16 protein-coding genes and 1 pseudogene are annotated in these 20313 nt (G+C 71.7%); 12 read left to right on the forward strand and 5 right to left on the reverse strand.

Translation table 11 applies throughout. From position 1 onward, the window contains the following. The 3 genes and pseudogenes from SSQG_RS27515 to SSQG_RS27525 all read right to left on the reverse strand — a co-directional run. Positions 1-457: pseudogene (locus SSQG_RS27515) on the reverse strand (ABC transporter permease subunit); the annotation flags it as partial. Further along, entirely contained in the window at positions 454-1950 is a 1497-nt protein-coding gene (locus SSQG_RS27520; RefSeq protein WP_003993156.1) for an ABC transporter substrate-binding protein, read from the reverse strand. The gene SSQG_RS27520 and the pseudogene SSQG_RS27515, both read right to left, overlap by 4 nt. A gap of 135 nt (positions 1951-2085) precedes the next feature. After that, positions 2086-3309, reverse strand: a complete 1224-nt coding sequence (locus tag SSQG_RS27525; RefSeq protein WP_039933725.1) for a PucR family transcriptional regulator — start codon at positions 3307-3309, stop codon at positions 2086-2088. A gap of 190 nt (positions 3310-3499) precedes the next feature. Here SSQG_RS27525 and SSQG_RS27530 point away from each other — a divergent pair, with 190 nt between their 5' ends. The 4 genes from SSQG_RS27530 to SSQG_RS43550 all read left to right on the forward strand — a co-directional run bounded on the left by SSQG_RS27530 (position 3500) and on the right by SSQG_RS43550 (position 7181). Next, positions 3500-4426, forward strand: coding sequence for a proline dehydrogenase family protein (locus SSQG_RS27530; RefSeq protein ID WP_003993158.1), 927 nt, complete (start codon positions 3500-3502; stop codon positions 4424-4426). A gap of 72 nt (positions 4427-4498) precedes the next feature. Beyond that, positions 4499-6130: an L-glutamate gamma-semialdehyde dehydrogenase gene (gene pruA, locus SSQG_RS27535; protein ID WP_003993159.1), complete on the forward strand. Its 1632-nt coding sequence runs from the start codon at positions 4499-4501 to the stop codon at positions 6128-6130. A 131-nt stretch (positions 6131-6261) separates the two neighbouring features. After that, positions 6262-6804 carry a GNAT family N-acetyltransferase gene (locus SSQG_RS27540; protein WP_003993160.1) on the forward strand — a complete coding sequence of 181 codons (543 nt, stop codon included), beginning with the start codon at positions 6262-6264 and terminating at the stop codon, positions 6802-6804. A 245-nt stretch (positions 6805-7049) separates the two neighbouring features. Beyond that, positions 7050-7181 carry a hypothetical protein gene (locus SSQG_RS43550; protein ID WP_086025117.1) on the forward strand — a complete coding sequence of 44 codons (132 nt, stop codon included), beginning with the start codon at positions 7050-7052 and terminating at the stop codon, positions 7179-7181. A 53-nt stretch (positions 7182-7234) separates the two neighbouring features. Here SSQG_RS43550 and SSQG_RS27545 read toward each other — a convergent pair whose 3' ends face one another. Then, positions 7235-8818 carry a purple acid phosphatase family protein gene (locus SSQG_RS27545; RefSeq protein WP_003993161.1) on the reverse strand — a complete coding sequence of 528 codons (1584 nt, stop codon included), beginning with the start codon at positions 8816-8818 and terminating at the stop codon, positions 7235-7237. Positions 8819-8936: 118 nt separating this feature from the next. Here SSQG_RS27545 and SSQG_RS27550 point away from each other — a divergent pair, with 118 nt between their 5' ends. Next, positions 8937-9980 carry a 3-isopropylmalate dehydrogenase gene (locus tag SSQG_RS27550; RefSeq protein ID WP_003993162.1) on the forward strand — a complete coding sequence of 348 codons (1044 nt, stop codon included), beginning with the start codon at positions 8937-8939 and terminating at the stop codon, positions 9978-9980. Positions 9981-10223: 243 nt separating this feature from the next. Then, positions 10224-11312: a branched-chain amino acid aminotransferase gene (locus tag SSQG_RS27555; protein WP_003993163.1), complete on the forward strand. Its 1089-nt coding sequence runs from the start codon at positions 10224-10226 to the stop codon at positions 11310-11312. 47 nt (positions 11313-11359) lie between these two features. Here the strand turns inward: SSQG_RS27555 and SSQG_RS27560 are convergent, their stop codons facing one another. Then, positions 11360-12811 carry a cytosine permease gene (locus tag SSQG_RS27560; protein ID WP_003993164.1) on the reverse strand — a complete coding sequence of 484 codons (1452 nt, stop codon included), beginning with the start codon at positions 12809-12811 and terminating at the stop codon, positions 11360-11362. 115 nt (positions 12812-12926) lie between these two features. Between SSQG_RS27560 and ureA the strand changes: the two genes are divergently transcribed. The 6 genes from ureA to cimA all read left to right on the forward strand — a co-directional run bounded on the left by ureA (position 12927) and on the right by cimA (position 20301). Continuing rightward, positions 12927-13631, forward strand: a complete 705-nt coding sequence (gene ureA, locus SSQG_RS27565) for an urease subunit gamma (RefSeq protein ID WP_003993165.1) — start codon at positions 12927-12929, stop codon at positions 13629-13631. Then, positions 13628-15337: an urease subunit alpha gene (locus tag SSQG_RS27570; protein WP_003993166.1), complete on the forward strand. Its 1710-nt coding sequence runs from the start codon at positions 13628-13630 to the stop codon at positions 15335-15337. The genes ureA and SSQG_RS27570 overlap by 4 nt, the downstream gene beginning before the upstream one ends. 10 nt (positions 15338-15347) lie before the next feature. After that, a complete protein-coding gene (locus SSQG_RS27575) occupies positions 15348-16385 on the forward strand; it encodes an agmatine deiminase family protein (RefSeq protein WP_003993167.1) in 1038 nt (345 codons plus the stop codon). Between the two features lie 9 nt (positions 16386-16394). Then, complete coding sequence (locus SSQG_RS27580) at positions 16395-17000, forward strand: TetR/AcrR family transcriptional regulator (RefSeq protein ID WP_003993168.1); 606 nt, start codon at positions 16395-16397, stop codon at positions 16998-17000. Positions 17001-17144: 144 nt separating this feature from the next. Further along, entirely contained in the window at positions 17145-18395 is a 1251-nt protein-coding gene (locus tag SSQG_RS27585; protein ID WP_003993169.1) for a PD40 domain-containing protein, read from the forward strand. Positions 18396-18696: 301 nt separating this feature from the next. Continuing rightward, on the forward strand, positions 18697-20301 hold the full coding sequence (gene cimA / locus SSQG_RS27590) for a citramalate synthase (RefSeq protein WP_003993171.1): 1605 nt from the start codon (positions 18697-18699) through the stop codon (positions 20299-20301). Positions 20302-20313 lie beyond the last annotated feature (12 nt).

The raw sequence follows: 20313 nt of genomic DNA on the forward strand, positions 1-20313 counted from the left end.
CGACCGTGGCCAGCAGGAACTCCGGTACGGCCGCGAGCATCGCGGCGAACGCCCCGGCCGAGCCGTGTCCGCGCACCAGCACCGGCGCGACCAGCGCGGCGGCCAGCAGCACCGCCACGCCGAGGGCCGCGCCCATCAGGGCCAGCGACACCTGGAGCCCGGTGAGCACGGACGGCAGGACGTCATGGCCCGAGACCCAGGAGGTGCCCAGGTCCCCGCGCAGCAGGTCCCCGGCCCAACGCCCCAGCAGGGACAGGGGACCGGCGTCCAGCCCGAGGTCCGCGCGGATCGCGGCCAGTGCCTCCGGGGTCGCCTCCCGCTCGGCCGACCGGGCACGCAGCACGGTGAGCGCCGGGTCGCGGTGGGAGAGCCAGGGCAGCAGCCCGACGGCGGCCAGGACGGCGAGGAGGCCGGCGCAACGGGTCAGCCAGGCCGCGTTCTTCGCGAGGGACCTCACTTGACGTACGTGTCCGCCGTGACGAGCTCGCGCTCGCGCGGGTCGTGGGCGGCGCCCACGACCGCGGCGGCGTCGCCCTGGATCACACGTTCGTGGAGCATCGGGACGGCCGCGTCCTGGGCCAGGACGGCGGCCTCGGCCTCGACGACCGCCCTGCGGCGGGCGTCGCCGGCCGGGGTGCCGGCGGCCTTCTTCAGCGCCTCGTCGATGCCCGCGTCGGTGAGGTGCGAGAGGTTGAAGGTGCCGTCGGAGGCGAAGTCGCTGTACAGATAGGCGGCCGGGTCCCCCGAGTCCAGGACGGTGGCCCGGGAGAGGACGAACGCGTCGAAGCGGCCGGCGAGCGCGTCGGACTCGATGTTCGCGTACTCGCGCACGTCCAGCTTCACCCTGAATCCGGCCTGCTGAAGCTGCTGTTGCAGCGCGGCGGCCACCTCGGGCATCTCGGAGCGGTCGGTGTACGTGCCGATGGTGACGGTCCTGCCGGCCGGATCGCCCGCCTCGGTGTGCTCGACGGGGGTGCGCAGCCCGGCGGCCCAGGGCAGGGCGGGCCCGAGCAGCCCCTCGGCGACGTCGGCGCGGCCCTCGTACACCCCCTTCACGATCGCCTCGGCGTCGACGGCCTCGCGGGCGGCGGCGCGCAGGGCGGGGTTCTTGAAGGCGCCCTTCTCCGTATTGAGGTAGAGGGTGTTGGTGCGCGGCATGGGGACCTCGGTGACGAGGTCCTGGTCGAGGACGGCGGCCTGCGAGACGGGGATCGCCTCGACGATGTCGGCCTCGCCGCTGCGCAGCGCCGCGGCGCGGGCGGTGCCGTCCGGGACGAACGTGACGTCGATGCCGGGGGACTTGGCCTTCCCGCCCCAGTAGCCGTCGTAGCGGTCGAGGGTGGCGGAGGAGGTGCCGTCGACCTTCGTGAGCTCGAACGGGCCGGTGCCGGCGCCGACGGGGTCGACCGTCTTCCCCCGGTACGCCTTGGCCGCCAGGATCGCCAGCTGAGGGGAGCTCAGCCGCTGCGGGACCAGGGGGTCTTCGGTGGCGGTGGTGACGGTGACCCGGTCGCCGTCGGCCTTCGCGGTCAGGTCGACGCCGTCGAGGATGCGGGGCTTGGGGGAGGCGCCGGCGGCCCTGGTGAGGGACTCGACGACGGTCTCGGGGGTGAGCTTCGTGCCGTCGTGGAACGTCACTCCGTCGCGCAGGGTGAAGGTCCAGCTTCTGCCGGACCGCCTCCACTCGGTGGCCAGGGCGGGTCGCGCGTCGCCCTCCTCGTCGAGCTCGACCAGGGTCTCGGCGGTGGACCAGCGCGACAGCTTGAACGCGTCGTCGGAGAGCGGGGAGAGGCCGGAGCGGGGTGGCTGGAGCATGGCGACGCGTATGCGTTTCCCTCCGGGCCCGGAGGCGTCCGTGGTCTGCTCCGTGCCGGTGAAGCAGCCGGTGAGCAGGGCGGAGGCGGCGGTGAGGGCGGTGGCGGGGAGCAGGCGGCGAGCGGGCAGGCGCACGGGGCCCTCCGGGTAAAAGGGTGGTCAAGGGGATGCGCCCGACCGTAGCATTGATAATCGTTTTCAACAATCAGGTTCGGGACGCCCTCGGCCACTCCCCGGCCGAGCAGCAGCAGCGGCATCCGGGCAGGTCCCTCAGAGTCGGTGTGCCTTCAGGGTCATGTGCAGCAGGAGGCGGTCCTCGCCGTCGTCCAGGTCGAGGCCGGTGAGCTTCTCGATCCGGGAGAGGCGGTAGTACAGGGTCTGGCGGTGGATGCCGAGCTCGGCGGCGGCGCGGGCGGCCTGGCCCGCGCAGTCGAGGTAGACCTCGGCGGTACGGGCGAGCTCCTGGTGCACGGGGACGAGGAGGGCGTGCACGGCGGGGTCACGGGCGACGTCCGGCGGCAGCGCGGTGAGCAGCCGGAACGGCCCGATCGCCGCCCAAGGGGCGACAGGTCCCAGCCGGGATTCCGCGAGGGCCGCCCGTGCTGCCGCCGACGCCTCCCGCCAGGCGGTGCCCAGGTCGGCGAGGCCGGAGCGGGGAGTGGCGACACCGGCGGACGGCCCACGGGAGGCCGCTCCGCCCCCTGTGCCCGGCGGCCGGTCGCCCGGCCCGCTCCCCCCGCGCGCCCGCTCCAGCAACCGCCCCGCCGCCGTCGTCGCCGGAGTCAGGACATCCGTCGAGCGCAAGCGGATCAGCACTGCCACGCACTGGCCCGACGCCCCCCACGGCAGCGTGCACAGCGCTGTCGCGCCCGGTACGGCACGGCCCGACGGCGCGTCGTCCGGGTCCGCCGACGGCCAGGGAGCGACACACACCATCGTGTGCGGGCCGTCGGCGCGGGTGCCGAGGGCGGTGCGGAGTTCCGCGATGGCCATGTCCCGCTGCCAGTCGCGCTCCGCAGTGAGCACCGCCCGCAGTTCGCGGCTGAGGTCGGCACCGTGCTGCGCCTCGTCCGCGAGCAGGGCGCCGATGCGGGCTGTGACCAGCATGGCGGCGGACAGCTGGCGCTCGCTCGGCCCCGGATCGTCGTCCAGGAGCCAGACGTAACCGTGGACCACACCCCGGTGGCGGACGGGCAGGCAGATCCGCCCCCGGTACACCCCGGCCTCCGGCGTCGGCGGGATCCGCACCGGACCGGTCGCGCGGGTGATGCCGAAGCCCTCGAACCAGGCCCGGACGGCCGCTGTCGAGCGGCGGGTGAGGATCGAGCGGGTGCGCACCGGGTCCAGGGCCGAGGCATCGAGCTCGCCCTCACTGTCGTAGGCGCCGAAGGCGATCAGCTCGAAGTCCCGGTTCTCCAGTGTCGCGGGCGCCCCGAGCAGCTCCGAGATCTCGTCGACCAGCTCCTCGTAGTCGCCCCGGTGTTCCGACGTCATGCGGGCATTGTCGCGCACCCGAGGGGACCCTTCATACATCTGTCTGAGATCTGCGGCACGGATGCGTGACAGCTGTCGATGGCTCACGATCGGAGGGATCCTTAGGTTTCACGGTGGTTCTCCGTGCCGTACCCGAGGCGTCATCCGCTCGGTGTCCGGCCATCCGTTGGTTGTGCTCTGGAGGTGCCCCGTGCTGGGTCCCGTGATTCTCGCCGCGTCTCGCAGCGACCGGATGCGACGCCTGATCTCGGCGGCCCCGGTGACCAAGCAGGTCGTCGACCGCTTCATCCCGGGCGAGGACGTCGACGACATCGTCCCGGTCGTCCAGGGTCTCGCCGAGCGGGGTCTGGAGCTGACGATGGACGTCGTCGGCGAGGACATCACCAACCCGGCGCAGGCCGCCGCCGCCCGGGACTCCTATCTGGAGCTGATCGACCGCCTGAAGCCGCTGGAGCTCGGCACCCGCGCCGAGATGTCGGTGAAGCTGTCGATGTTCGGGCAGGCCCTGGCCGGCGGTCACGAACTGGCCCTCTCCAACGTCCGCCCGGTCGTCGAGGCCGCCGCCGAGATCGGCACCACGGTCACCCTGGACGCCGAGGACCACACCACCCTCGACTCGATGTTCGCCATCCACGAGGAACTGCGGAAGGACTTCCCGCAGACCGGCTGCGTCATCCAGGCGTACCTCTTCCGCACCGAGGCCGACGCCCGCCGCCTCGCCGCGAACGGCAGCCGGGTCCGCCTGGTCAAGGGCGCGTACAAGGAGCCCGCCTCGGTCGCGTACCTGGACAAACACGAGATCGACCGGGCATACGTCCGGATCCTCCGGACGTTGATGCAAGGGGAGGGGTACCCGATGATCGGGTCCCACGATCCCCGCCTGATCGCCATCGGCCAGGAGCTCGCCCACCAGGCCGGGCGCAAGCTCGACGAGTACGAGTTCCAGATGCTCTACGGCATCCGCGGCGAGGAGCAGTCCCGCCTCGCCGCCGAAGGCCACCGCATGCGCGTCTACACCGCGTACGGCACCGACTGGTACGGCTACTTCATGAGGCGTCTCGCGGAGAAGCCGGCCAACCTGCGCTTCTTCGCCCGCTCGATGCTCACCAAGGGCTGAGGGCCCGACAAGGGCCGAGAGCCCGTCAAGGGCCGAGACCGAAACACCGCTCAGTAAGGAGTTACGGAAAACATGGACGCTGTGACCCAGGTCCCCACCCCCGTCAACGAGCCGGTGCACGGCTACGCCCCCGGCTCGCCCGAGCGGGCCCGCCTGGAGGCCAAGCTGAAGGAGCTGGCCGACAACCCCGTCGACCTGCCCTGCACCATCGGCGGCGAGAAGCGGATGGGCGGCGGCGAGGCCTTCCAGGTCGTCCAGCCGCACAACCACCGGGCCGTGCTCGGCACGTACCGCAACGCCACGCAGGCGGACGCCCAGGACGCCATCGACGCGGCCCTGGCCGCCGCGCCCGCCTGGCGCGCCATGTCCTTCGACGACCGCGCGGCGATCATCCTGCGCGCCGCCGAGCTGCTGTCCGGCCCCTGGCGCGAGACGCTCGCCGCCTCCACCATGCTCGGTCAGTCCAAGACCGCCCAGCAGGCCGAGATCGACACGCCCTGCGAGCTCATCGACTTCTGGCGGTTCAACGTCTCCTACGCCCGCAAGCTGCTCGCCGAGCAGCCCCCGGCGAACTCGCCGGGCGTGTGGAACCGTCTGGACCACCGCCCGCTGGAGGGCTTCGTCTACGCGATCACGCCCTTCAACTTCACCGCCATCGCGGGCAACCTCCCGACGGCCCCCGCCCTGATGGGCAACGTCGTCGTCTGGAAGCCGTCCCCGACGCAGACCCACGCCGCCGTGCTGCTCATGCAGCTCCTGGAGGAGGCCGGTCTGCCCAAGGGCGTCATCAACCTCGTCACCGGCGACGGCATCGAGGTCTCCAAGGTCGCCCTGGAGCACCGCGACCTCGCCGGCATCCACTTCACCGGCTCGACCAAGACCTTCCAGTACCTGTGGAAGACGGTCGGCAACAACATCGAGAAGTACCGCACCTACCCGCGCCTCGTCGGCGAGACCGGCGGCAAGGACTTCCTCGTCGCCCACCCGTCGGCCGACCCGGCGATCCTGAAGACGGCGTTCACTCGCGGTGCCTTCGAGTTCCAGGGCCAGAAGTGCAGCGCCACCTCCCGGGCGTACATCCCGGCCTCGATCTGGAACTCGGGCTTCAAGGAGGCGCTCGCGGCCGAGGTCGACGGCATCAAGATGGGTGACGTCAGCGACCTGTCGAACTTCATCGGCGCCGTCATCGACGAGCGTGCCTTCGCCAAGAACAAGGCCGCCATCGACCGCGCCAAGCAGGACGCCACCTGCACGATCGTCGCGGGCGGCACCTACGACGACTCCGAGGGCTACTTCGTCCGCCCGACCGTCATCGAGTGCACCGACCCGGAGAACGAGGTGTTCCGCACCGAGTACTTCGGCCCGATCATCGCCGTGCACGTCTACGAGGACGACAAGTACGACGAGATGCTGACCCAGATGGAGTCCGTCTCCGACTACGCCCTGACCGGCTCGGTCATCGCGAACGACCGCGCCGCGGCCGCCTACACGGCGGACAAGCTCCGCTACGCGGCCGGCAACTTCTACATCAACGACAAGTCGACCGGCGCCGTCGTCGGCCAGCAGCCCTTCGGCGGCGGCCGCGCCTCCGGCACCAACGACAAGGCCGGCGCCCCGCAGAACCTGATGCGCTGGACCCTGACCCGCGCCATCAAGGAGACGCTGGTCCCGCCGACCGACTACACGTACCCGCACATGGGCTGAGCCCCCGCGCAACCGACGGGCCAGGTCGAACAGACCTGGCCCGTCGGCATGTCCGGCGGAAAAACACCGGTAGGGCGGCAGTGCTCCGATAATCGGTCGAGGGCTGCCCCGTCCGTTCGCATACTGGGCCGATGACCACCCGAGCGCACACCGCCCACACCGCCGACCTCGCCCCCGCCGACCTCCACGCCGTACGGGCCCTGCTGGACGCCGCGTTCGACGGTGACTTCGGTGACGAGGACTGGGACCACGGCCTCGGCGGCATGCACGCCCTCGTGTACGACGCCTCCGGTCTCGCCGCGCACGGGGCGGTCGTGATGCGCCGGGTGCGGCACCGTGGCCGGTGGCTGCGGGCCGGGTATGTCGAGAACGTCGCCGTCCGCGCCGACGTCCGCCGCACCGGCCTCGGCGGGCGGGTCATGGCGGAACTGGAACGCGTCGTCGACCGCGCCTACGACTTCGGCGCCCTCTCCGCGAGCGAAGACGGCGCCCGGCTCTACACCTCCCGGGGCTGGCGGCTCTGGCGCGGCCAGGTGCACGCCCTCAACCCGCGGGACGGCGTCGTCCGGCTGCCGGAGGAAGAGGACAGCACGTACGTACGGCCCGCCCTCGCCGGTCCGCTCGACCCGGCGCACGAGCTGGTCTTCGACTGGCGTGACGGCGACGTGCTCTAGAAATCACCGCAGGTCAGCGCGGTGTGACCTGGTCCACCGTCTCAGATAGTAGGAAGTCCGAGTAATTGTGGAGACAGACGCTCCCGCCTCCCTTACTTTTGTAGGAGCCGAACGTCTCGCTCGACCAAGCGAATGGCGGTCGTGAGCCGGGCCCCGTGCAGGCAACCCCTGCGGCACCGCTCCCCGCCCCTCCGGCGTCTCGTATCCCTCTCCGCGCTCCACGCTGTCGAAGGAGTCGATTTCCCATGGCCGAGACGACCGTCCGCCGCCGAGTCCGCCACGTCTCCCGCATGAGCGAGTCCGACCGCAAGAACGCCGCCGCCGCGCTCCAGCGCGCCCTCGACCGCAGGGACAACGGCGGATCCAGCGGCCACTGAGCCGCGAGCCGCACCGGAACCGGGAGCCGCCCGACGGGGCGCGGTGCGGGGTGTCACGCCCCGCGCCGCACCTCGAAATGGTCGATCCGCTCACCGCTGGACGCCAGCGCCGACACCTTCAGCCTCGGCGCGGCGCCGCTCACGGCCTCCACCGACAGGAACGAGAAGCCGCGGTAGCGCACGCGAGACCACTGCACCGACTCCGCCTTCGTGTCCTGGGACTTGGTCCACCGGAACGTGGCGACCGACTCGCGGTCGGCGATGTTCCCCTCGTAGCTCTCCTTCACGCCGTCGGGGAAGCCGTACAGCTCCTTGCCGCCGCCGCCCGCCGTGACGTACACGATCCCGTCCCGCCTCGGATCCGTCGTCCCGCCGACCGGCACCGGCCTGCCCACCTCGCCGTTCTTCACGGCGTCGGTCCGCTCGTAGACGTGGTTGTGCCCGTTGATCACCAGGTCCACCTCGTGCTGCGCGAACAGCGGCAGCCACTCGGCGCGCACCCCGCCGTCGGAGGCGTGCGTGGACGTCGAGTAGGCGCAGTGGTGGAAGAAGACGACGACGAAGTCGACGGAGGCGTCGGCCCGCAGTTCGCCGAGCTTCTTCTCCAGCCACTTCGTCTGCCGCCCCTGCGTGTAGCCGAAGTTGGCGGGGATCTCGTAGGACACGTCGTTCGCGTCCAGAGCCACCACGCCGACGTTGCCGTACGTGAAGGCGTACACCCCCGGTGCCGTGCGCGCGTCGAAGCCGCTGTCCGGCAGGGAGAAGCGGGCGAGCTGTCCGCCGTAGCCGTCCGGTGAGTACCAGGCCTCCATGTCGTGGTTGCCGGTCGTCACCATCCACGGCACCGACCTGGCCACCGGCTCGGTCTGCTTGAGGAACCGGTCCCACTGCCCGGCGTCGAAGACGTCCGACTCCTTGCCCTTGCCGGTGGGATCGGCGTAGCAGATGTCACCCGCGTGCAGATGGAAGGCCGGGTTCCGGCGCAGCAGCGTGCGGTCGTTGAGGGCCGCCTCCTCGCCGACGCCCTGGTCGCCGAACGCGGTGAACACGAACCGCTCCGGAGGGCTCGCCGGTGCCGTACGGAAGGTCGTGACGGTCGACCGGTGCTTCGGGGACGCCGGGTCGAAGCCCTCGTGACCGACGCCGTAGTAGTACGTCGTGCCCGGGCGCAGACCGTCGAGCGCCGCGTGCAGGTAGTACTGCTCGACCGCCGGCCGAACGCCCTTCAGCCCGGGGGTGTGCAGATCGCGCAGCTCGGCCTCGACCTTGCGGCCCAGGTCGTCGGGGCGCAGGCCGACCCGGACGTACGGCTTCTTCACCGCGAGCGGCACCTGCCAGGAGATCCGCATCTGGGTCTTCGGGTCGGCGCCGAAGGCGAGATGGCGCCCGAAGGGCGTGATGAAGGAGCCGGGCGCCTTCGACGTGCTCGGCGACGGGCTCCCGGTCGCCGTGGCGCCGCCCTGGCCGGAACCGGAACCGGAACCGGAGCCGCAGCCGGTCAGCAGCCCGCTCGCCACCGCGCCCGCCGTCACCAGCGTGCGCCGGCGCGACAGGCGCGTCCGCAGATACTCGTACTGTTCCGCCATGCTCATCCGGTCCGCGAGCCGCCGGGGGATGCCGAAGTCGGGAGTCTCCATGGGAGTCAATTTCCCAGCGAGGCCCAACACCGGTCCGACATACGGGTGAACGATGGTCGACGTGTCCGTATCGCGGACGCCTTGTGTCATCCCATGGGACGAAGAGTAGGGTGCCCGCATGTCTCGCAGCATCAATCTCGCAGTGATCCCCGGTGACGGCATCGGCCAGGAGGTCGTGGCCGAAGGCCTGAAGGTCCTCTCCGCCGTCCTTCCGCAGGATGTGAAGCTGGAGACCAAGGAGTACGACTTCGGCGCCCGGCGCTACCACGCCACCGGTGAGACCCTCACCGACGCCGACCTCGACGCCCTGAAGCAGCACGACGCCATCCTGCTCGGCGCGATCGGCGACCCGAGCGTGCCGTCCGGCGTCCTGGAGCGCGGCTTCCTGCTGAGGCTCCGCTTCGCCTTCGACCACCACGTCAACCTGCGTCCCTCGAAGCTGCTGCCGGGCGTCGCCACCCCGCTGGCCGGTGAGCCGCAGATCGACTTCGTCGTGGTCCGCGAGGGCACCGAGGGCCCGTACACCGGCAACGGCGGCACGATCCGCAAGGGCACCGAGCACGAGGTCGCCACCGAGGTCTCCGTGAACACGGCCTTCGGTGTCGAGCGCGTGGTCCGCGACGCCTTCGCGCGTGCCCAGGCCCGCCCCCGCAAGAAGCTGGCGCTGATCCACAAGAACAACGTGCTGACCTTCGCGGGTCACCTGTGGACGAACATCTTCAACAAGGTGGCCGAGGAGTTCCCCGAGGTCACCACCGAGTACATGCACGTCGACGCGGCCACCATCTACCTGGTCACCCAGCCCGAGCGCTTCGACGTGATCGTCACCGACAACCTCTTCGGCGACATCGTCACCGACCTCGCCGCGGCCGTCTCCGGCGGCATCGGCGTGGCGGCCTCCGGCAACATCAACCCGTCCGGGGAGTTCCCGTCCATGTTCGAGCCCGTGCACGGCTCGGCCCCGGACATCGCCGGCCAGGGCAAGGCCGACCCGAGCGCCACGGTGCTGTCCGTCGCCCTGCTCCTGCGCCACCTCGGCCACGAGGCCGAGGCCGACCGCATCGACGCGGCGGTCGCCGCCGACCTCGCGGAGCGCACCGGCAAGCCCGCCCGCTCCACCTCGGAGATCGGCGACGCGCTCGCCGTACGCGTAGCCGGCTGACCCGCCGCTGCTTCTCGCCAAGCCGCCGGGTCGCATCCGCGCCCGGCGGCTTCCGCATGTTCCCGCCGGGTGCCACCATCGACCACCGGGTCGCATTCACCCCGTTCCTTCCGCCGCCGCCCCCGGGCGATAATCGAACGTGAGGCCGCGGAATGAGGGAATGCTCGGACGTCCTAGCACTGGTCACCATCAGAGCAGTACCGAGCGCGGCCCGTCACTACAACCGGTGAAGGACATCAACCCATGACGACGCCCACGATCGAGCTCAAGCCCTCCGCCAACCCCCTCTCCGCCGCAGAACGCGAGGCGATCCTGGCCCACCCCGGGTTCGGCCGCCACTTCACCGACCACATGGTGACGATCAAGTGGACGGAGGGCCGCGGCTGGCACGACGGTCAGCTCGTGCCGTACGCGCCGATCTCCCTCGACCCCGCCACCACGGTCCTGCACTACGCGCAGGAGATCTTCGAGGGCCTCAAGGCCTACCGCCGTCCCGACGGCTCGGTCGCCACGTTCCGCCCGGAGAAGAACGCCGAGCGCTTCCAGCGGTCCGCGCGCCGGCTGGCGATGCCCGAGCTGCCGGTCGAGACGTTCATCGAGGCGTGCGACGCGCTGGTGAAGCAGGACAAGGCGTGGGTCCCCGCGCACGGCGGCGAGGAGTCCCTCTACCTGCGCCCGTTCATGATCGCGACCGAGGTCGGCCTGGGCGTGAAGCCGGCCAACGAGTACCTGTTCCTGGTGATCGCCTCCCCGGCCGGCGCGTACTTCCCCGGCGGGGTGAAGCCGGTGTCCATCTGGGTCTCCGAGGACCGTGTCCGGGCCGTGCCCGGCGGCATGGGCGACGCGAAGACCGGCGGCAACTACGCGGCGTCCCTGCTCGCGCAGGCCGAGGCCGCGGCCAAGGGGTGCGACCAGGTCTGCTACCTCGACGCCGTGGAGCACACGTGGGTCGAGGAGCTGGGCGGCATGAACCTGTACTTCGTGTACGGGGACAGGATCGTCACGCCGTCGCTCACCGGGTCGATCCTGGAGGGTGTCACGCGGGACTCCCTGCTCGCCGTCGCCCGTGACCTCGGGTACGAGGCCGAGGAGGGCCGGGTGTCGGTCGAGCAGTGGCAGCGGGACTCGGAGAACGGGTCTTTGACCGAGGTGTTCGCCTGCGGGACGGCCGCCGTGATCACGCCGGTCGGTACGGTGAAGCGGGCCGGGGCGGAGTGGAAGCAGAGTGGGGGAGAGCCGGGGGAAGTCACGTCGCGGCTGCGCCAGGCCCTGCTCGACATCCAGCGCGGTACGGCCGAGGACAAGCACGGGTGGATGCACCAGCTGGGCTGAATGGCCCTGGTTGCCGGGGGCTCGCCCCGCCCCCGGATCCCCGGGGCCTATGCCCACCCACCCCCCGACTCGGCCGGACAGGAAGCCGCGGTCGGGGCGTCGGCCCCGGGCTCGCTCTTGAGTGAGCCCGGGGTCGTCAGTGCGTACGCTGCCCCGCCCACCAGCCCCGACAGCACGAAACTGCAGTCCACCCCGCCGGTCAGGGCCAGCAGCGGTCCCTCGTACGACGGCAGGGACACCGCCAGGACGCCGACGGTCGCTCCGGCGGCCCAGGAGAGTGTCGCCGGGACGTTCCAGCCGGCGCGGTACCAGTAGACGCCGCCCCGGGCGCGCCGGTTGAAGACCTGGAGGGCGTCCGCGTCGTACACCCCGCCGCAGCGGGCGAAGCCGATGAGGGTGATGACCGCCCAGGGTGTGCCGATCGCGGTCAGCAGCAGCACGAAGGACGTCATCGCGTTCTGCGCGCTCGAGTAGTAGTGCCCGGCGAAGACGCAGGCCGTGGCCACCACGGCGACCGTGTACGTGGCCCTGGCGCGGGAGGCGCGCGGCAGGATCGCGTCCAGGTCGAGGCCCATCGAGTACAGCATCAGACCCGCGTTGCCGACCGAGCCCGCGGACGCCGCGAGCAGCAGCGGGACCAGGTACCAGGAGGGGGCCGCCGCGACCAGCGGGCCCGCGTAGTCGGCCGCCGCCCGGGCCGCGAACGCCGTGAAGGTGCCGAAGAGCTGCGGCACCAGCAGCCCCAGCACCAGCCCCAGCCAGGTCGCGTGCAGTACCCGCCGGGAGGAGTGGCGGGCCGGGGAGATGTAGCGGGTGTAGTCGCCGAGCAGCGTGATGAAGGCGACCGGTCCGGACAGCCCGGCGGCCACGGCCGCGAGCAGCCACGTCGGCCAGAAGCCGCCCAGCAGGTAGCCGCCGGTCTCCGGCAGCGCGGCCGTGGTGAAACCGGGGGCGTAGGCGATCACACCGACCGCCAGCAGTGCCGTCATGCCGAACGCCAGCACCCGGGACATGGCGAGCAGCACCCGGTAGCCGTACACCGCGCCGGCGACGGTGGCCGCGGCGAGCAGCCCGTAGACGATGCCGTACGACACCCCGCCCTGGGGCAGCCCGGCCAGCCGCCCCAGCACGCTCACCATCACGTCCCCGCCGATCCACACCGTCAGCGCGGTGTAGCCGAGGGCCAGCAGCAGCCCGACCACCGAGCCGACCAGCCGCCCGCGCACCCCGAACTGGGCGCCGGAGGAGGTCGACAGGTTGGTGCCGGTGCGCAGCGACACCAGCGCCAGCGGGGCCGTGAACAGCACGCCCACCACCGTGCCCGCGAGCACCGCGCTGACCGACGACCACCAGTCCAGGCCGAAGGACGGCGGCAGCCAGCCGAAGACGATCACGCCCAGGCAGAGGTTGGAGCCGAGCAGGATCGTGACGAGGTCGCGCGGCCCGCTGGTGCGCTCCTCCTCCGGGATGGTGTCGACTCCGCGCTGTTCCATCGGCATGCTGGTCTCCCTTGGTTAGAGCGACGTTCAATGTGATGTGTGCGTCGCCCCTCCGTCAACCTTTCGGTCAAGGGAATTTCATGTTTAGAGTGATGCTCTAAATGGAGGGAGTGACATGCGGCTGACCCCGACCGAACGCGACCGGCTGCTGCTCTTCGGCGCCGCCGAGCTCGCCCGCGCCCGCAGGGCCAGGGGACTGAGGCTCAACGTCCCCGAGGCGACCGCGCTCATCGCCGACACGGTGTGCGAGGCCGCTCGGGACGGCAAGCGGCTCGCTGAGGCCGTCGAGGCCGCACGCTCCGTGCTCGGACCCGACGACGTCCTGCCCGGCGTGGCCGACGTCGTCACCGAGGTGCATGTCGAGGCGGTCTTCGACGACGGCTCCCGGCTCGCGGTCGTCTCCGACCCCGTCGGCGGCGGCTCGGCGCCGGACGCTCCGGGCGCGCTGCTGCCCGGGCCGGGGCACCCCGAACCCGAGCCGGCCGAGCGGCTGACGGTCACCAACACCGCGACCGTGCCGGTCTCCGTCACCTCCCACTTCCACTTCTTCGAGGCCAACCCACGGCTCGACTTCGACCGCCGGAGGGCCTACGGCATGCGGCTCGCCGTGCCCGCCGGGTCCTCCGTGCGGTTCGGGCCGGGGGAGAGCGTCGCGGTGGGGCTGGCGCCCATCGGGGGGCGGCGCGTCGCGATCGGGTTCGCGGGGCTCGTCGACGGGCCGCTGGACGCACCCGGCGCCCGTGAGGAGGCACTGCGCCGCGCCGCCGCCTGCGGCTACCTCGGCGTACCGGACACACCTGACCAGGAGGACGAGCGATGAGCCGCCCAGGAGGCCACCCCGCCGAGGCCCGCCGCCTCACCCCGTACGAGTACGCCGCCACCCATGGCCCCCGGGCCGGCGACCGCGTCCGGCTGGGCGACTCCGGTCTGGTCGTCAAGGTCGAGTCCGACTCCCAGCGCCCCGGCGACGAGTTCCTCGCCGGGTTCGGCAAGACCGCCCGCGACGGAATGCACCTCAGGGCCGCCGCGGTCCGGGAGACCTGTGACGCCGTCATCAGCAACGTCGTGGTGATCGACGCCGCGCAGGGCGTCCGGAAGGTCTCCATCGGCATCCGTGAGGGCCGGATCTGCTCGATCGGGCGGGCCGGGAATCCCGACACCCTCGACGGGGTCGACGTGGTCGTCGGCACCGGCACCTCGATCTACTCCGGCGAGGGCCTCATCGCCACCGCCGGGGCCGTCGACACCCACGTCCACCTGCTGTCGCCGCGCGTCATGGAGGCCTCGCTCGCCTCCGGCGTGACCACGATCATCGGGCAGGAGTTCGGGCCGGTCTGGGGCGTCGGCGTCAACTCGCCCTGGGCGCTGCGGCACGCGTTCAGCGCGTTCGACGCCTGGCCCGTCAACATCGGCTTCCTGGGCCGGGGTTCGTCGTCCCACGCCGCTCCTCTGGTGGAGGCCCTCGCCGAGGGCGGCGCCTGCGGCTTCAAGGTGCACGAGGACATGGGCGCCCACACCCGCGCCCTGGACACCGCCCTGCGCGTCGCCGAGGAGCACGACGTCCAAGTGGCCCTGCACAGCGACGGCCTGAACGAGTGCCTGTCCGTCGAGGACACCCTCCGGGTGCTGGAGGGCCGCACCATCCACGCCTTCCACATCGAGGGCTGCGGCGGCGGGCACGTCCCCAACGTCCTGAAGATGGCCGGTGTGCCGAACGTCATCGGCTCCTCCACCAACCCCACCCTGCCCTTCGGCCGGGACGCCGTCGCCGAGCACTACGGCATGATCGTCTCGGTCCACGACCTCAAGACCGACCTGCCCGGCGATGCCGCCATGGCCCGCGACCGCATCCGTGCCGGGACGATGGGCGCCGAGGACGTCCTGCACGACCTGGGCGCGATCGGCATCACCTCCTCGGACGCACAGGGCATGGGCCGCGCGGGCGAGACGGTCCGCCGCACCTTCGCCATGGCCGGGAAGATGAAGACCGAGTTCGGCGCCCCGGACGAGCACGACAACGACCGCGTCCTGCGCTACATGGCCAAGCTGACCATCAACCCGGCCCTCGCACACGGCCTCGCGCACGAGGTCGGGTCCCTGGAGGTCGGCAAACTCGCCGACATCGTGCTGTGGCGCCCGGAGTACTTCGGCGCCAAACCGCAACTGGTGCTGAAGTCCGGCTTCCCGGCCTACGGCGTGACCGGCGACCCTAACGCGGCGACCGACACCTGCGAACCCCTCGTCCTGGGGCCGCAGTTCGGTGCGCACGGGGGGACACCGGCCGACATCTCGGTGGCGTTCGTCGCCCAGGCAGCCCTGGACCAGGGGCGCGACGGCATGCCGACCCGCCGCCGACGGGTCGCCGTGCGCGGCACCCGCGGGATCGGCCCGGCCGACCTGCGCCTCAACTCCCGTACCGGAGCCGTCGACGTCGACCAGCGCACCGGCCTCGTCACCCTCGACGGCGAGCCGCTGCGCTCCGAACCCGCCGAGTCCGTCTCCCTCAACCGTCTCTACTTCCTCTGAGGACCCCACGATGACCGCAGCCGCCGACGGCTTCCGCATGCCCGCCGAGTGGGCCCCGCACGAGCGCACCTGGATGGCCTGGCCGGGCCCGAACCCGACCTTCGACGACCCGGAGGACCTGGCCGCCGCCCGGATCGCCTGGGCCTCGGTCGCCCGCGCGGTGCGCCGCTTCGAGCCCGTGACGGTGGTGTGCGGGCCCGGGCAGACCGCCGGGGCCGCCGCGCTGCTGGGGCCGGACATCGACACCGTCGAACGCGAGCTCGACGACGCCTGGATGCGCGACATCGGCCCCACCTTCCTGACCAACGGGAGAGGTGAACTGGCCGCCGTCGACTGGACGTTCAACGGCTGGGGCGCCCAGAGCTGGGCCCGCTGGGAGCACGACGCGAAGGTCGCCGCACATATCGCGGACCTCGCCGGGGCCCGGACGTACGCCTCGAAGCTCGTCAACGAGGGCGGGGCCATCCACGTGGACGGCGAGGGGACGGTGCTGCTGACCGAGACGGTCCAGCTCGGCCCCGAGCGCAACCCGCAGTGGAGCCGCGAGGAGGTCGAGGCCGAGATCCACGCCCAACTCGGCACCCGCAAGGCCATCTGGCTGCCGCGCGGACTGACGGGCGACTACCCTCCGCACGGATTCGGCACCCTCGGCCACGTCGACATCGTCGCGGCCTTCGCCCGCCCCGGCGTGGTCGTGGCGCACTCCCAGCCGGACCCGGCGCACCCCGACCACGAGGTGACCAAGGAGGTCATCGGGCTGCTGAAGTCGCAGACGGACGCGCGGGGCCGCCGACCGGAGGTGGTGGAGGTCCCCGCGCCGACCGCCCTGGAGACGGACGGCCACTGGGCCGACTACTCCTACATCAACCACTACCTCTGCAACGGCGGCGTGGTCCTGTGCGGCTTCGACGATCCGCGCGACGAGATCGCGGCCGGCATCTTCCGGCGGCTGTTCCCCGAGCGGACGGTAACGCTGGTGGATGCCCGTACGATCTTCGCCGGTGGTGGGGGAATCCACTGCATCACACAGCAGCAGCCGAAGATCTAGGAGCCACAGATGGCTGGTGGGCGCAGGCCGGCCCCGCCCCGCGAGGACGTGCTCACCGCAGCCATGGAAATGATCGCCGAGCGCGGCCTGGAGAAGCTCACCATGGCGGCGCTCGGCCGCGAGGTCGGCATGAGCAGCGGGCACCTGCTGTACTACTTCGGCTCCAAGGACGAGCTGCTGCTGCGCACCCTGGAGTGGAGCGAGGGCCGGCTGGGCGCCGAGCGCGGACGGCTGCTGACCCGCGCCGCCCCCGCCCGCGAACGCCTCGACGCCTACGTCGACCTGTACGTCCCCGACGGCCACCGCGACCCCCACTGGACGCTGTGGCTGGAGGTCTGGAACCGCTCGCAGACCGCTGCCGCCGACGCGGACGCCCGCGACCGGCAGGCCGCCATCGAAGGCGCCTGGCACCGCGACCTGGTCGCCCTGCTCGCCGAGGGCATCTCGCGCGGCGAGTTCCGCCGCGTCGACCCGGACCGGTTCGCCGTCCGGCTGCGGGCGCTGCTGGACGGCCTCTCCCTCCACGTGGCGATCGGCCTGCGCGGCACCGACCGGGCACAAGTCCTCACACACGTACGCGAGTTCCTGGCGGAAAGCCTCCTCACGGACACCTGAACGCGCGCCCGGGTCGTACCCAATACGGCGGATTGACCCGGTGGTCGTGGTGATGTTGGCTCTGGGGGAGCCCTCGGCGCGGGGCCGGGGGAGCAGCGTCCACGGGGAACACGGGGACTGCGGGGAACACAGGGGGAACAGCACATGACCAGCACCAGGAGGGCCACGTCCGGCGCGCTCGGCGTGGCCCTGGCCGTCACGCTCGGCATCACCGCCGCGCTGCCCGCGACCGCCGCACCGGCGCCGGTGCCGCGGACCGAGAAGGCGAGCGTCGCCCCGGACGGCTCCGAGGGCAACGCCGCCTCCGGCGGGCCGAGTCTGAGCGCCGACGGCCGGCATCTGGCCTTCGTCTCCACCGCCGACAATCTCGTCGCCGGTGACACCGACGGCGCCGCAGACGCCTTCGTGCGCGACCTGAAGACCGGCACGACCCGGCTGGTGAGCACCGCGGCGGGCGTGGGCCCCGTCGACGACGTCGCCCTGAGCGGCAACGGCCGGTACCTGGCCTTCAGCGCCACCGGCACCGGCGACGGCCTCGGCCACCTCTGGGTCAAGGACCTCAAGGCCGGCACCGTCCAGCGCGTCAAGGACACCGTCGACACCGGCTACGACACCGCCCGGCAGCCCGCCATCAGCGCCGACGGCCGCTACGTCGCCTTCGTCGCCGAGCGCTCCGGACTCACCCAGGGCGACGATGTCCGAGGCCGCGTCTACCGCGTCGACCGCACCAGCGGCAAGGCCGTCCGCATCAGCCAGGTCCCCGCCCCGGGCGACCGCAAGACCGCCGCCACCAACCCGTCCATCAGTGCCGACGGCAGCCGTGTCGGCTACCAGTTCTTCGTCCCGCACCCCGCCTCGGGCGACTGGAGCGACGCCTGGGTCCGTGACGTGCCGAGCGGCGAGCTGATCCAGGCCGACCGGGCGCCGGACGGCAGGACGTCCGACGGGCAGACCGAGTTCCCGCAGATCAGCGCCGACGGCCGGTACGCGGTCTTCAACTCGCTCGACTCGCGGCTCACCCCGGACGACACCAACAAGGGGCACAACGTCTTCGTCCGGGACCTGAAGACGGGAGGACTCCGGCGCATCGACGCCGCCGACCCGGCCGCCTTCACCGCCCATCCGCAGCTCAGCGGCGACAACCGGCATCTGGCCTTCGTCTCGGCCGACCCGGGCGACACCAGCTACACGTATCGCGCGTACGTACGCGACCTGCGGACCGGGCGCACCGTCCTGGCCAGCCCGGACACCGAGGGCGGCCCGAACGACCAGAGCGTGTCCGCCCCGGTGCTCGACCGGAACGGCCGCCAGGTCGCCTTCAGCAGCTCCTCGCCCGACCTCGTGCCCGGCGACACGTACGACACCTCGCACGTCTATGTCCGCCATCTCGGGTGACCGACCGCATTCTGAGACAACCGTGAGTGAGGTGCGGGGGCTGTGCCAGACTGCCCCCGTGCTCTCGTTCGCCACGATTATTGGCAGCAGGCGCGCCGGTCCGCAGTGACCGCCACGTACGACCAGGTACGGGCGGACACCGTCGTCCTCGACCCGCGCGCAGACCTCTCGCACCCGCGAGAGGTTTTTCGCTTTTCTGGCCCACCCGCCGCCAGAAGCGAGAGCGCGAGGGAGTATGTGGGGGCGGTGGAGCCGGTCATTCCGGTACGACCGAGATCCAATCCTCAGGAGCCTTGAGACCATGACCGAGACCAGCGAGCTCGACGATTCCTTCCACGTCTTCGACACCACCCTGCGCGACGGCGCCCAGCGGGAGGGCATCAACCTCACCGTCGCCGACAAGCTCGCCATCGCCCGGCACCTGGACGACTTCGGCGTGGGCTTCATCGAGGGCGGCTGGCCGGGCGCGAACCCCCGCGACACCGAGTTCTTCGCCCGCGCCCAGCAGGAGATCGACTTCCGGCACGCCCAGCTGGTCGCGTTCGGCTCCACCCGCCGCGCCGGCGCGACCGCGGCCGAGGACCCGCAGGTCAGAGCGCTCCTGGAGTCCGGGGCGCAGGTGATCACGCTGGTCGCCAAGTCCCACGACCGCCATGTCGAGCTCGCCCTGCGCACCACCCTGGACGAGAACCTGGCGATGGTCCGCGACACGGTGTCGTTCCTCAAGGAGCAGGGCCGCCGGGTCTTCGTCGACTGCGAGCACTTCTTCGACGGCTACCGAGCGAACCCCGAGTACGCGAAGTCGGTGGTCCGCACGGCGTCCGAGGCGGGCGCGGACGTGGTGATCCTCTGCGACACCAACGGCGGCATGCTCCCGGCGCAGATCCAGGCGGTCGTCTCCACGGTCCTCGCCGACACCGGCGCCCGGCTCGGCATCCACACCCAGGACGACACCGGCTGCGCGGTGGCCAACACCCTGGCCGCCGTCGACGCGGGCGCGACGCACGTGCAGTGCACCGCCAACGGGTACGGCGAGCGCGTCGGCAACGCCAACCTCTTCCCGGTCGTGGCGGCGCTGGAACTGAAGTACGGCAAGAAGGTCCTGCCCGAGGGCCGGCTGCGCGAGATGACGCGCATCTCGCACGCGATCGCCGAGGTGGTCAACCTGACCCCCTCCACGCACCAGCCCTACGTCGGCCTCTCCGCCTTCGCCCACAAGGCGGGACTGCACGCCTCGGCCATCAAGGTCGACCCGGACCTGTACCAGCACATCGACCCGGAGCTGGTCGGCAACACCATGCGGATGCTGGTCTCCGACATGGCCGGCCGGGCCTCCATCGAGCTCAAGGGCAAGGAGCTCGGCGTCGACCTGGGCGGCGACCGGGAGCTGGTCGGCCGGGTGGTCGAACGGGTCAAGGCGCGCGAGCTCGAGGGCTACACGTACGAGGCGGCCGACGCCTCCTTCGAACTCCTCCTGCGCACCGAGGTCCAGGGCAGGCCGCTGCGGTACTTCGAGGTCGAGTCCTGGCGCGCCATCGTCGAGGACCGGCCCGACGGCTCCCACGCCAACGAGGCCACGGTCAAGCTCTGGGCCAAGGGCGAGCGCATCGTCGCCACGGCCGAGGGCAACGGCCCGGTGAACGCCCTCGACCGGGCCCTGCGCGTGGGCCTGGAGAAGATCTACCCGCAGCTCGCCAAGCTGGAGCTGGTGGACTACAAGGTCCGCATCCTGGAGGGCAGGCACGGCACCAACTCGACGACCCGCGTCCTGATCTCCACGTCCGACGGCGCGGGCGAGTGGTCCACGGTGGGCGTCGCCGAGAACGTCATCGCCGCGAGCTGGCAGGCCCTGGAGGACGCGTACACCTACGGGCTGCTGCGGGCCGGGGTGGATCCGGCCGAGTAGCCGACGACTCTC

Source organism: Streptomyces viridochromogenes DSM 40736 (genome assembly GCF_000158955.1).
Classification (GTDB): Bacteria; Actinomycetota; Actinomycetes; order Streptomycetales; family Streptomycetaceae; genus Streptomyces; species Streptomyces venetus.